This is a genomic window from Natronobacillus azotifigens (assembly GCF_026805325.1).
In the GTDB taxonomy this organism is placed as follows: Bacteria; Bacillota; Bacilli; order Bacillales; family Amphibacillaceae; genus Natronobacillus; species Natronobacillus azotifigens.
Map to the genome: position 1 here is coordinate 19,062 of NZ_JAPRAT010000026.1, position 13,555 is coordinate 32,616.

A 13,555-nucleotide genomic window follows, 5' to 3' on the forward strand; every position below is an offset into this window, starting at 1 on the left:
GGAAGGAAGGCATAACTACCTATGCAACGTTATTTTGTTCCAGAATCTAATTGGCAAGAAAATCAAGTGATCATTACCGGAGACGATGTTCATCATATCACTCGGGTAATGCGTATGGATGTCAAGGATAAAATCATTTGTAATCATCCAAACGGAAAAAGTTGTGTTTGTGAGATCACAGCCAAAGATGATGATCAGGTGGTAACAACAATTATTACGTGGCAAAAAGAAAACGTTGAACTTCCTGTCTATGTTACAATAGCTCAAGGTTTACCAAAAGGAGACAAGCTCGAATTAATTTTACAAAAAGGAACGGAGCTAGGAGCAGCTTCGTTTATTCCGTTCCAAGCAGCAAGATCGATTGTAAAATGGGATGAGAAAAAAGCAAGTAAGAAGTTGTCTCGTTTACGAAAAATTGCAAAAGAAGCAAGTGAGCAGTCTCATCGAACGTTGTTACCTATTGTTGAAGATATCACAACATTTCCAGAATTATTGATGACTAGTGATACTTATCAGCATCGGTTCGTGGCCTATGAAGAAACTACTCGTGGTCTGCCAAGCAAGAAGTTAAGCCACTATTTTCAAAAGATTCAACCAGGAGAACATGTGTGCATTTGTATTGGACCAGAAGGTGGTTTTTCTGATTCTGAAATAGAGCAGTTTAAGCAACACGAATTTACGTTTATTAGGCTTGGACCACGGATCTTACGAACAGAAACAGCAGCGCTTTATGCACTAGCTAGTTTATCTTATTATTTTGAAGAAATGGAGTGAGTAATGTGCCTACAGTGGCATTTCATACATTAGGTTGTAAAGTGAATCATTACGAAACAGAAGGTATTTGGCAAAAGTTTAAAGCAGAAGGATATGAACGAGTAGACTTCACTCATGAATCGGATATCTATGTGATTAATACGTGTACTGTTACGAACACTGGAGATAAGAAGAGTCGTCAAGTTATTCGCCGAGCGATTCGAAAAAATCCAGAGGCAGTTGTTTGTGTAACGGGTTGTTACGCTCAAATTTCACCGGGAGAGATTATTGAGATTCCTGGAGTAGATGTTGTTGTCGGTACTCAAGATCGTGACAAAATGATTGGTTATATTGAAGAACATCAAAAAACGAGACAGCCAATTAATGGGGTATCAAATATTATGAAAAACCGTGTTTTTGAAGAAATGGACGTTCCGGTTTTTTCTGATCGAACACGTGCTTCCTTGAAAATCCAAGAAGGTTGTAATAATTTCTGTGCTTTTTGTATTATTCCTTGGTCTCGAGGTTTGTTACGCTCGCGAGATCCTAAAAATGTTATTGAACAAGCGCAACAATTAGTTGAAGCGGGTTATAAGGAAATTGTTCTAACAGGCATCCATACTGCTGGGTATGGAGAGGACATGAAAGATTATGATTTTGCTGATCTACTAAAAGATTTAGAGACAAAAGTAGATGGGTTAAAGCGAATTCGTATTTCTTCTATTGAAGCGAGCCAAATATCGGACCGTGTTATTGAAGTGATGGATCAATCGGAGAAAATTGTTCGACACCTACATGTCCCGTTACAATCCGGATCAGATACTGTGCTAGAACGGATGAGACGTAAATACTCTGCTTCTTATTATAAAGAAAAAGTAGACCGCTTGAAAAAAGCCCTACCTGGACTTGCTGTAACCTCAGATGTGATTGTTGGTTTCCCTGGGGAAACGGAAGAGGAATTCCAAGAAACTTATCAATTTATTCAAGATATTGGCTATTCAGAACTTCATGTCTTCCCTTATTCGAAACGAACAGGAACACCAGCGGCTCGTATGGAAGATCAAGTGGAAGAATCCGTGAAGAATGAGCGAGTTCATCAATTAATTGAACTTTCTAATCAACAAGCGAAAGAATATGCCTCTTTATATGAAGGTGATGTAGTAGAAGTTATCCCTGAAGAGATTGGGGAAGAAAAAAGCGGTGAACAAACATTAATTGGTTATTCTGATAACTATTTGAAAGTTCAGTTCACAGGCTCCACTGACTTAATCGGCCAGATTGTTCGAGTGAAGGTATTAAAAGCAGGTTACCCTTTAAACGAAGGTAAATTGGTTCGAGTGCTCGAAGAAGTTGGCGAAAAAGTAAACGCGTAAAAAAGAGAGACTATTTCAGTAGATTATCATCGGTTAACCTACTTTTGAAAATAGTCTCTTTTTTGTGTCGTTACAAGCAAATTTTGACACAAACAGCGTAGTAAGTGCTCCTATCTCGCTACGTAAACCAAGGCTTTCCCTTTCCACGGGTACGGCTTCAGCTAACTTCTCCAAGAAAAACCACTCGGAAGTGTATTTCTTCCGAGTTAGCTGAAGCCGCGCCCTGCGGAAAGGGAGTCAATTTCATTTGAGAAGCGAGTATAAAAACTTCTCGTTAATGCGCAGTTTATGGATATTCAGTGGTTTGTTAGGTGCTTAAATTCGTTTGTTTCTCTTAAGGTAACGTTCGATAATTGGTAGGAATGGTAGGACAATTATTACTGATATTATATTAAAGACAACCGAGATGTGAGCTAGTTGAAGTTTTGGATCATTGGCCAAATGCTCTGCTATTTTAGTTAAGGTGCCGATAAATGGTGAAACTACAGCTACAGTGAATAAATTAAAATACGTATGACTATACGCAACAAGTCTTGCTTCTTTCTTTGCGCCAATCATAGCAATCAAACCAGTCACACATGTTCCAATGTTTGTGCCTAACATAATAGCTATTGCAGCAGTTAGTGAAATCAGGTGTTGGTCAAATAACGCTAAAATGATACCAAATGATGCACTTGATGATTGGATCGTTGCACTAAGCCCTGTACCCGTTAGTATAGCGAAAAATGTTTCGTTATTTATTGCTTCCACTACATGAACCAAACGATTATTTGTTATCACCCAAGCAGCTAAAGACTCAAACCCGGTCAATCCAACAAGGATTAAACCCAGCCCAACACAAAATGCGCCAAAGAAAAAGATAGAATTTTTTTTCGCTAATAATAGTATCAATCCGATTAATAAAATAAATAAATACAAGTCTTTTGGTGCAAGCGCTAAGAGCTCTCCTGAAATAGTTGTTCCTACATTTGCACCGAGAATGATTCCGATTGTTTGGCGAAAGGGTAACGCCCCAATCGTAACAAGACTTATGGTAAGGATTAGTACTAATGAACTACTCTGCAGAAGGATGGTTGCGACAGTACCAACGATGATCGATTTTAGTAAGTTGTTAGTGGCAACAGTCAACCAGAGTTTCATTTTTTCTCCGACAAAAAAAAGTAAGCTTGTTTGTAATAATCTAATTCCAATTAGAAATATCACAAGGAACGAACAGAATTGGACGATAAAATCCATTGCTTGTACACCTCACTATCTATAAGAACAGGATATGGGAAAACAAGAAAGAATAGAATAGAATTTCATACGTAATTTAACGAAGTTTTTCAACAAAAAGTTGACCAATAAAATTCGTTATATTATAATGTCATAGAGACATGTGTATGTAGTACATATGTCGTATCAAACTGTTGGATGCTTCGGAGGGAGGGAAATTAGCATGTCAAATTCAACTCGCGTTCGTAAAAACGAGTCTCTTGAAGATGCTCTTCGTCGCTTTAAACGCAGTGTATCAAAATCAGGTACATTGTCAGAATATCGTAAGCGTGAATTCTATGAGAAACCTAGTGTTCGTCGTAAGAAGAAATCTGAGGCGGCTAGAAAACGTAAGTAATTTTCAGGTAAGGATAATATAATAATACTTTTATTATTTCCTTATAAAGAGGGTGTAGGAGCATAATGTCATTATTAGAGCGTCTGAACCAAGATATGAAGCAAGCAATGCGTAATAAAGACAAGCAAACGCTTAGCGTTATTCGCATGGTGAAAGCATCACTGCAAAATGAATCAATTAAACTTGGGAATGACGAATTATCAGAAGAACAAGAATTAACTGTTTTAACAAGAGAGTTAAAACAACGTAAAGATTCCCTCCATGAGTTTAAAGAAGCTGGACGAGACGATCTTGTAGAAAACTTGAATAATGAAATTAACGTTTTACAAGTATATATGCCAGAACAGCTTTCCAATGAAGAACTTGAAACAATTGTTTTACAAACGATTGAAGAAGTGAATGCTACTTCAAAACAAGAAATGGGTAAAGTGATGGGTGCGCTTATGCCAAAAGTAAAGGGCAAAGCGGATGGAACAGAAGTAAATAAACTTGTTCAAAAACATTTATCATAATTCCACATTGCAAAAATAAGTAGAATTTCAAATAATCCCTTATCATTTTTTCTTGATAGGGGATTATTTGGTATTTACATGTTATAATGATAAAGTGGTTATTGTTGGTTTTAATAAATCAGTTGGGAAAGCATGAGAATTGTAATAAACAGTAAGACATGTACCAGGAAGTCTTGATAGTAAAGCTTTGTGTAGCAGAACACATAATAGTTTCCTGAGATACGGGCTTAGAATGTTAGTTGGGTATGTTTGTTCATCAGTTTAATCTGCATGTAGCATGTAAATCCCTTGCTATTTCAATTTTTACTTATCTCAGACTTTGTTAACGATCTCTTTAAACATCTGGTCAATAAGTTGAGGGGAGGGAGAGGTTGTGAATAATATCGTGTCTCGAATAGGACTGTTGTTTCTATTTAGCTTGTTAGCTTTTTCTATGTTCTCAACGGTAGAGTTATCAGCAGAAGAAACAGGAGAAGGGAAGTTAGTATATGTCATTCCTATTGAAAGGGAAGTAGAACGTGGATTGGAAGCTTTTCTAAGAAGAACGACCAATGAAGCGATCGATGCCAACGCAGATCATATTATCTTTGAAATTAACACGCCAGGTGGACGTGTTGATGCAGCTAATAATATTGGGGCAATGTTACAAGATATAAATATTCCCATGACTGCTTATATCCGAAGTCAGGCGTTGTCTGCTGGTTCTTATATCGCCCTATTTGCCGATTACATATATATGAACCCACAAGCTACAATGGGTGCTAGTGGTATTATTACTGGTGATGGTAATGCGGCTGATGATAAAGCACATTCCTATTGGAAAGAAGCGATGGCCAGTGCAGCAGAAGCTAAAGGTAGGGATCGACTATATGCCCTAGCAATGGCTGATTCAGAAATTGACTTGCCTGAATATGGTGCACCTGAAGGTGAGTTCTTGACCTTGGGTCCAAACTCTGCAATAGAAGTGGGCTATTCTGAAGGAACGGTTAATCATCGTACCGAATTATTAGCAGAATTATCTTTAAGCCAAGCAGAAATTTTAGAGATGGAAGTCACCTTTGCAGAGGAATTAGCACGATTCTTAACAAGCGCACAAGTAGTATCGATTCTACTTTCCTTAGCAGGTATTGGTTTGATTGTTGAGCTGTACTCTCCAGGTTTTGGTGTACCTGGTTCAATCGGCTTATTGTCGTTAATTTTATTTTTCTATGGTCATATTATTGCAGGCTTTGCTGGTTATGAAGTTATGATCCTATTAATACTAGGGATTGCCATGATTGTTGCTGAATTCTTTGTCCCAGGCGGAATACTTGGTGTTCTAGGTATTTTAAGTGTAGTAATTTCTTTATTCATGGCAACAGATGATGTTGCTCAATTGAGTATAAGTATTTTGATTGCTTTGGCCGTTACAATCATAACTGCGATTATTCTGTTTAAAAAAATTGGATTACAAAAAGGATTCTTTAAGTATGTTATCTTAAATGATGCTGAAACCATAGAGAGAGGCTATATTTCCTCTGCCAGCCGTACTGAACTGATAGGTAAAGAAGGAATTACCGTTACACCATTACGCCCTGCTGGAACGATGATCATTGACCAAGAGCGGCTCGATGTTGTAACAGAGGGGGGATTCATAGCAAGGGATAGACCAGTTGAAATTATTCATACAAACGGTTCAAGAATTGTTGTAAGAGAATTAAAGGAAAAATAGGAGGAAGATAATATGTTTTCATTAGCTAATACAGATATAACAATTAATCAATTCATACCGATTATTATTATTGCAGTAATTATTATTGCTGTTGTCATTTTATTAACGTTTATTCCTGTAGCACTTTGGATTAGTGCACTAGCAGCTGGTGTAAAAGTTAGTATTTTTACATTAGTTGGAATGCGTTTACGTCGAGTGGTGCCAACACGTGTAATTAGCCCGTTGATTAAAGCGCATAAAGCTGGTGTTGGTGTTGACACGAACCAGTTAGAAAGTCACTACTTAGCTGGTGGTAATGTTGACCGAGTAGTTAATGCACTAATTGCAGCACAACGTGCCAACATTGAATTAAGTTTTGAGCGCGCGGCAGCGATAGACTTAGCGGGACGTGACGTGTTACAGGCAGTACAGATGAGTGTTAACCCGAAAGTTATTGAAACGCCGTTTATTGCAGGTATTGCGATGGATGGTATTGAGGTAAAAGCAAAAGCAAGAATCACAGTAAGAGCAAATATTGACCGCCTTGTCGGTGGTGCAGGTGAAGATACGGTTATTGCTCGTGTTGGTGAAGGGGTTGTTAGCACAATTGGTAGTTCATCATCACACAAAAAAGTATTAGAAAATCCTGATTCTATCTCACATAATGTTCTAAATCGTGGGCTTGATGCAGGTACAGCATTTGAAATTCTATCGATTGATATTGCGGATGTAGATATCGGCAAGAATATCGGTGCGATCCTTCAAACTGATCAAGCAGAAGCAGACAAAAATATTGCACAAGCAAAAGCAGAAGAACGCCGTGCAATGGCTGTTGCCCAAGAACAGGAAATGGTTGCTCGTGTACAAGAAATGCGTGCAAAAGTGGTTGAAGCAGAAGCTGAAGTACCATTGGCATTGGCAGAAGCACTTCGCTCTGGAAATATGGGTGTTATGGATTATATGAATTATAAAAATATTAACGCAGATACAGATATGAGAGATTCGATTGGCAAATTATCCGAAGATGACTCAGATGAAGAATAATAACTCTTTATCCGGGAGCAACCGTCTGTAAGCCCCGCTTCAAAAAAACAAGAAAATCAAAATTGTTTAGGCGGGAGTAACGGGAGCTAACACCCCGAGTGGTTCAACTTACAAACAGTGGGGAAAACCTTAAACCCTTACTGATTGAAGTTTCCCTTTATGAGAGGAGTGGAAATATGGAGGATTTTCTGCCTATTATAACGTTATTAATTATGGTTGGCGGCGGCTTGTTGAAAGCTTTTAATGGAGATAAAGATGAGGAACAAATTCCGAAAAAGCAATCTAGGCCATCGAACACTACCGAAGCAAGTGATCCTGTTGAAAAGCATGTAGCTTCTGTTACTGAAGATCACGTAGAGATGTCTGGTCATGCTGATCAGTTGGAACGTTTGCGTAAAGATATGAATATCCAATCCAAAAAAGGTCAATCGCAAAAAAATAAGAAAATGTCACAACAAATGAGAGCACGTCTAAGTGACGAGAAGAAAACGAATGTAAGGACGACTAAAAAACGCAAAACAAAATTATCGATCAAGAAAAATATATCAAAAGAGGGACTGGCAGAGAGTGTAATTATGGCAGAGGTTCTGGGTCCGCCTAGAGCAAAAAAACCGTACCATTCAAACCGACTTCATCGATAATATAAGGAAACTGAAAACAAGCGGTGTGCTTTGTTTTCAGTTTTTTTGTGTTCTGATTTATCTGTTTTCCTCATATGTTGGATAGAAGAGGAGGGATTAAGGTGAAGAAATGGCAACAACATGTTAATACTTGGTTAACGAATCATCTTAAGCTACCTTCTGATGTATTATTAGAGTTGCCAAGAATTACAACTATTGGTCATTTCCATGCATATGTAGAGAATCATCGAGGATTGATGCTTTTTTCTGACCAAGAAGTTCGACTTAAGTTAGTGAATGGCTCTCTCGTTATAAAAGGAAATGATTTAGTGATAAAAACTCTCTTACCAGAAGAAATTCTGATTGAGGGAAAAATTAGTGGAATAGATTTCGCCCCGCAATCCTGATCAACATGGAGGGAAGGTATGAAGCAAATACAAGCAAAGTGGCTAAAAGGCTATGTGAGGATCCAAGTAACCGGCTATTATCCGGAATTATTCTTTGATCTCTGTGTACGTAATGGTGTTCGTGTCTGGAGCATCCGTAAAATAAATCAAACAACTTGTACTGGCGATGTTTTTTTGCAAGATATCTCTCTAATAAGGCGCTTGAGAAAAAAAACACGATATAAATTATCTTTTTCAAAAAGAATAGGAGCACCATTCGCATTCAGGCGAATCGGAAAGAAAAAACCATTGCTAACTGCGTTGATATGTAGCTTAATTCTGATTATTTATTTATCGAATTTGATCTGGAATATCGAGATTACAGGGGTTCGGCCAGAAGTTCAAAAGAAAATTCAACAGACATTATCTAATGAAGGAATTTATCGTGGTCGATTAAAATTTCTTGTCGATTCGCCTGATCAAATCCAAAAAAAGCTGCTTGAAGAGCATCCGGAATTATTATGGGTTGGTGTACAACCACAAGGGACAAGCTATCATCTAGAGGTGGTAGAGAAGACTCAAGTTCCTCAACAGGAAGTTGGTAAGGCAAGTAACATCATCGCAAGTAAAGATGGGGTTATTGTAGATATGTATGTTGAAAAAGGGAGACCATTAGTAGAAATTAATGATTTCGTTAGAAAAGGGCAAACTTTAGTTGCAGGGAAATTAACTGCTAAGGAAGATGAAGAGTCAGAAGAGCAAAAGAATGGCAGCCCTCCAGTTGCTGCGAAAGCAGAAATATACGCAAATACATGGTATGAATCAAATCTCTCCGTTCCATTGGAGACAAGTTATGAAGTGTTAACTGGGGAAGAATCAAATAAATATTATCTAGGTATTTCGAGTTTACGGATCCCGATATGGGGTTTTTTTCAAAAAAAATATGAAGACCATCAAATAGAAACAAATAAACATTCACTTCAACTCTTTCAATGGGAATTACCGATTTATTGGATTAAAGAAGAAATTTATCAATTAGAGTATGTCGAAGAGAAACGAACAGTGGAACAAGCAAGACAAGTGGGATTGCATCAAGCAAAAGAAGAGTTGCAACAAATGATCGGGCGAGATGCAAAAATAATTGATCAAAAAATTTTGCACGAATCTCTTGAGAATGGTAAAGTAAACTTACACCTATACTTTACCGTAGAGGAAAATATAGCAAAAATCCAAGGAATTCTTCAAGGAGATTAATCTATGTCACAAGCTTTACACTTAATTGACTTACAAGTAAAAGATCCAAATGAGGCAATGATTTTATTTGGAACAGAAGATCGACATTTAAAACGATTAGAGCAAGAGATACAAGTTTCCATTATTACTCGAGGCGAACAAGTTCGTGTCCAAGGGAACGAAAGTCAGGTTGCACTGGTAGAAGAAGTTTTGCTTGCATTATTGCAAGTAATTCGAAAAGGGATCACTGTTTCTGAACGTGATGTTATCTATGCTGTTGAGTTAGCGAAAAAAGATAAAATTGATCAATTTGATAAACTTTTTGATGAAGAAATAACGAAAAACGCTAGTGGAAAATCTGTTCGGATTAAAACACTTGGTCAACGGACTTATGTCAATCGCATAAAAGTAAATGACTTGGTCTTTGGTATTGGACCAGCTGGTACAGGGAAAACCTATCTAGCTGTTGTTATGGCAGTACAAGCTTTAAAAGCAGGCAAAGTGAAAAGAATTATCTTGACAAGACCTGCGGTTGAGGCTGGGGAAAGCTTGGGTTTTTTACCTGGCGATCTTAAAGAGAAAGTAGATCCTTATTTACGCCCCTTATATGATGCATTGCATGATGTGCTAGGTACCGAACACACGTCCCGTTTAATCGAGCGTGGTACTATTGAAATTGCTCCATTAGCATATATGCGAGGGCGCACGCTAGATGATGCATTCGTCATCTTAGATGAAGCACAAAATACGACACCGGCTCAAATGAAAATGTTCTTAACAAGGTTGGGGTTTGGCTCGAAAATGGTAATAACAGGTGACATTACGCAAGTAGACTTACCAAGAGGAGTTATCTCTGGTTTAAAATCAATCGAACAAAAGTTAAGTGATATTCCTGGAGTAGGGCTTGTTTATTTACAACAGACAGATGTGGTTAGACACCCTGTGGTTCAAAGGATAATCGCGGCATACGAACAAGCAGGTGAATAAGCATAAGAACAAAAGCGTAGAGCCCCGATTATAAAGGTAGCAACTGGAGCGGATCAATGGAGATAAAGGAATCACTTTTTGCTTGCGATCCGATGATGACTTATCGCAGATTGCTTCCTGAAGTTTTCTAGTTTTTGGTGCTTGGAGCTGAACGAGGCGATATTCTGTTCGGAAAAGTTACCTTCAGCTAACGAATTTTATAATTACCTAAATAACAAGATAGACCCAGTTTTTGGGTCTTTTTCTGTATAAAAATTCAACCGATCATGTACAGTTGATTGAAATCATTGTATGATAATAGTAACCTATAATAATATCTATTGTATAAAGGTGAGGAGACTTCGTTATGAAATCCAAATGGAATAATTTCAAGCAAAAATTGAAAGCTATTAATAAACCAGTTCAATTGAGTCTAACCCTCACCGTTATTGGTCTATTATTTTTCTTGTTTACAATCTCTAATGTATATACAGAAACATACGAAATTGCTCGATTTAGTAATGCTTCAGAAACAATTCGGTCTCCGTTAACAATAGAAGATACAAGAGAAACGGAACGGAGAAGAAGGGAAGCCCTTCAATCGGTTGAAGACCGCTATATAATCTCCAATCAAGTCGCAGAAGAACGTGTGGGTTATATAGAGGAATTATTTGATGCATTAGATACGGTAAATTCCCAATCATCAGAGCAAACAGAACTAGATGGTGATCCTGAAGAAGAAAATTTTAATAGGGACAATGAAGGAGAAATAGAAAGATCGACCGAGGATAAGATGCAAGACTTACGACAAATGCTAAGCTCTGAAATATTGGATGGGATAGATCAAGAAACCCTAGTAGAGTTAAAAAACACAAATGAAAATGAGCGTACCATTGTCCAAGAATTATTAACAACAACCTTATTTAACCTTTTTACTGAAGGTATTCGGATGGAGGAACTTGATGATGCAGTGGAGCAAATGAATCAGCGTTTTCAATTTTCGACAATGAGTGCTGAATCAAGAGAGATATTATTGGAACTGGGGGAATTTGCACTAGTACCGAATAGTTTCTTTTCTGTTGATCAAACAGTGGAAGCGGAAAGACAGGCGATGAATAATGTAGAGCCTGCGATGATTCGCGCAGGGGAGGTTATTGTAAGAGAGGGACAAACCATTACGAATGAACTTTATGATAAACTGATGTTGGTGGGATTGTTAGATAGCGATCGAAACGTTTTCCCGTTAATTGGATTATTTATTTTGATTACCGTTTTAACTGGGGCTATTGCCTATGTATTAATAAAGCATAAACAGGAAACTCCATTGGACTTGAAAAAATTATTTGCACTTGTCTTAATTACGTTTGGAACTATTCTTATTATGAAATTTATTAGTTTTTTTGCATCACAAACCAATCAATTATTTTTTCTCGTTCCTATTGCAGCAAGTAGTATGTTGTTAAAGTTATTGTATCGAGATAGAATAGCTATTATTTTCTCTATTGTCTTCTCGATCATGGCAATGATCATCTTTAATGGACAAATTCCAGGCTCACTAAATTTAGAAGCTGGCGTTTATATGCTTTTCTCTCAATTAAGTGGTATTATTTTTTTAGTAGCCATTAAAGATCGGGCTGCAATTTTTCGTGCAAGTATGGCGACAGCAATCGTGAATATGTTAATCATCTTAGCATTTCTTTTTTTATCGTATGAAAATTATAATTCGTCTGACGTGTTTCTACTTAGTGGTTATGGTTTGAGTTCTGCTTTTATCTCCAGTATTGTAACGATAGGAGTGTTACCGTTTTTTGAGTCTGTGCTAGGCATTTTATCGGACACAAAATTATTGATGTTATCTAGTCCTAACCATCCGTTGCTTCGGAAAATCCTTATGGAAGCGCCTGGAACGTATCATCATAGTGTAATGGTCGCAAACCTAAGTGAGGCGGCTTGTGAAAATATCGGAGCAAATGGCTTACTCGCACGAGTTGCTTCTTATTATCATGATTTAGGAAAAACAAAACAACCTCACTATTTTATTGAAAATCAAATGGGTCAAACCAACCCACATGATTATTTAGATCCAAAACAAAGTGCTGAAATCATTATGGCACATCCTTATGAAGGAGCAAGAATACTGCGTAGGCATCGCTTGCCGACAGAAATTATTGATGTTGCTGAACAGCATCATGGTACGACGCTATTAAAATATTTTTATTATAAGGAAAAAGAAAAAAACAAAGAAGTGAAAGAAAAAGACTACCGATATCCAGGGCCAAGGCCACAAACAAAAGAGGCTGCAGTTATTTCGATTTGTGATTCTGTTGAAGCAGCTGTACGTTCGATGTCCGAACCTACCAAAGAGAAAATCGACCAGTTAATTACATCCATTATTCAAGATCGATTGACTGATGGCCAATTCGATGATAGTGACCTTACATTTAGAGAGTTAGAAAAAATTAAAGTAACGATTAGCGAAACATTGAACGGAATTTATCATTCGAGAATTCAATATCCTACAGAGGATAAGGAGGAAGCATAATGCAAATAGATTTTCATGATCAGACCAACACTGTTACTGAGGACTACGTAGATATGATACAGCGATTAATAACCTATGCTGCCGAACAAGAAGGTATTACTTCTGAGGCTGAAATTTCGATTAATTTTGTTGACAACCAAGAAATTCAAGAGCTTAATCGTAATTATCGACAAATCGATCAACCGACAGACGTTATTTCCTTTGCTCTTGAAGAAGAAGGGGATGGGGAAATTGCCATTATCGGTACAGAGTTACCTATAGTATTAGGGGATATTGTTATTTCTGTGGATAAAGCGATGGAACAAGCTGAGGAATATAAACATAGTTTAGAAAGAGAGTATGGATTTTTAGCATTGCATGGATTCTTACATCTTTTAGGCTATGATCACATTCAATCAGAAGATGAACAAAAAATGTTCTCTAGACAAGAGGAATTGCTTAATGGCTTCGGATTACCAAGAGAATAAAAAGAATCGTATAGGTGTTTATTATGCAGCCAATGGTGTAAGGCATGCTTTAGAAACAGAAATTAATATGAGAGTGCATATCATTATTATGTTAATGGTTGTCTTATTTGGTTTTATTCTTGGGGTATCTAAGTTAGAGTGGGTGTCATTATTGATAACAATAGGTATGGTACTAACAGCGGAAATGTTCAATACAGCCGTTGAACATATAATGGATTATCTTGCACCGGAAAGAAATGAGGCTGTTGGAAGGATTAAAGACTTAACAGCAGGGGCGGTGCTAGTCACAAGTGTGATTGCGTTACTAGTAGGGATAATTATATTCCTCCCGAAAATTATAGTTATGTTTTAGATTAC

The 13,555-nt window shown here is 37.3% G+C and carries 14 protein-coding genes; 13 read left to right on the top strand and 1 reads right to left on the bottom strand.

Annotated elements, in window-relative coordinates:
• Positions 1–21: 21 nt before the first annotated feature.
• Positions 22–774 (top strand): 16S rRNA (uracil(1498)-N(3))-methyltransferase, encoded by a 753-nt coding sequence (locus tag OWO01_RS12410; RefSeq protein WP_268780781.1) that lies wholly within the window; start codon positions 22–24, stop codon positions 772–774.
• A 5-nt stretch (positions 775–779) separates the two neighbouring features.
• The gene (gene mtaB, locus OWO01_RS12415) at positions 780–2,126 is read left to right on the top strand and encodes a tRNA (N(6)-L-threonylcarbamoyladenosine(37)-C(2))-methylthiotransferase MtaB (RefSeq protein ID WP_268780782.1); all 1,347 of its coding nucleotides are present in this window, start codon (positions 780–782) and stop codon (positions 2,124–2,126) included.
• Between the two features lie 315 nt (positions 2,127–2,441).
• Here the strand turns inward: mtaB and OWO01_RS12420 are convergent, their stop codons facing one another.
• Positions 2,442–3,362, bottom strand: coding sequence for a Na/Pi symporter (locus OWO01_RS12420; RefSeq protein ID WP_268780783.1), 921 nt, complete (start codon positions 3,360–3,362; stop codon positions 2,442–2,444).
• Between the two features lie 202 nt (positions 3,363–3,564).
• Here OWO01_RS12420 and rpsU point away from each other — a divergent pair, with 202 nt between their 5' ends.
• From rpsU to OWO01_RS12475, 11 genes are all read left to right on the top strand, one after another.
• A complete protein-coding gene (gene rpsU, locus OWO01_RS12425; RefSeq protein ID WP_017472618.1) occupies positions 3,565–3,738 on the top strand; it encodes a 30S ribosomal protein S21 in 174 nt (57 codons plus the stop codon).
• A gap of 65 nt (positions 3,739–3,803) precedes the next feature.
• The gene (locus OWO01_RS12430; protein ID WP_268780784.1) at positions 3,804–4,250 is read left to right on the top strand and encodes a GatB/YqeY domain-containing protein; all 447 of its coding nucleotides are present in this window, start codon (positions 3,804–3,806) and stop codon (positions 4,248–4,250) included.
• A 433-nt stretch (positions 4,251–4,683) separates the two neighbouring features.
• The gene (locus OWO01_RS12435; protein WP_268780813.1) at positions 4,684–5,961 is read left to right on the top strand and encodes an NfeD family protein; all 1,278 of its coding nucleotides are present in this window, start codon (positions 4,684–4,686) and stop codon (positions 5,959–5,961) included.
• Positions 5,962–5,973: 12 nt separating this feature from the next.
• Entirely contained in the window at positions 5,974–6,984 is a 1,011-nt protein-coding gene (gene floA / locus OWO01_RS12440) for a flotillin-like protein FloA (RefSeq protein WP_268780785.1), read from the top strand.
• A gap of 176 nt (positions 6,985–7,160) precedes the next feature.
• Entirely contained in the window at positions 7,161–7,625 is a 465-nt protein-coding gene (locus OWO01_RS12445; protein ID WP_268780787.1) for a hypothetical protein, read from the top strand.
• Positions 7,626–7,699: 74 nt separating this feature from the next.
• Positions 7,700–8,011 carry a sporulation protein YqfC gene (yqfC, locus tag OWO01_RS12450; RefSeq protein WP_268780788.1) on the top strand — a complete coding sequence of 104 codons (312 nt, stop codon included), beginning with the start codon at positions 7,700–7,702 and terminating at the stop codon, positions 8,009–8,011.
• A gap of 18 nt (positions 8,012–8,029) precedes the next feature.
• Positions 8,030–9,244, top strand: a complete 1,215-nt coding sequence (gene yqfD, locus OWO01_RS12455; RefSeq protein ID WP_268780790.1) for a sporulation protein YqfD — start codon at positions 8,030–8,032, stop codon at positions 9,242–9,244.
• A 3-nt stretch (positions 9,245–9,247) separates the two neighbouring features.
• On the top strand, positions 9,248–10,210 hold the full coding sequence (locus OWO01_RS12460) for a PhoH family protein (protein ID WP_268780791.1): 963 nt from the start codon (positions 9,248–9,250) through the stop codon (positions 10,208–10,210).
• Positions 10,211–10,556: 346 nt separating this feature from the next.
• A complete protein-coding gene (locus tag OWO01_RS12465) occupies positions 10,557–12,731 on the top strand; it encodes an HD family phosphohydrolase (RefSeq protein ID WP_268780792.1) in 2,175 nt (724 codons plus the stop codon).
• Positions 12,731–13,198, top strand: a complete 468-nt coding sequence (gene ybeY / locus OWO01_RS12470; RefSeq protein ID WP_268780793.1) for an rRNA maturation RNase YbeY — start codon at positions 12,731–12,733, stop codon at positions 13,196–13,198. The genes OWO01_RS12465 and ybeY overlap by 1 nt, the downstream gene beginning before the upstream one ends.
• Positions 13,173–13,550 carry a diacylglycerol kinase family protein gene (locus OWO01_RS12475; protein ID WP_268780794.1) on the top strand — a complete coding sequence of 126 codons (378 nt, stop codon included), beginning with the start codon at positions 13,173–13,175 and terminating at the stop codon, positions 13,548–13,550. Before ybeY ends, OWO01_RS12475 begins: the two co-directional genes overlap by 26 nt.
• Positions 13,551–13,555: the final 5 nt, after the last annotated feature.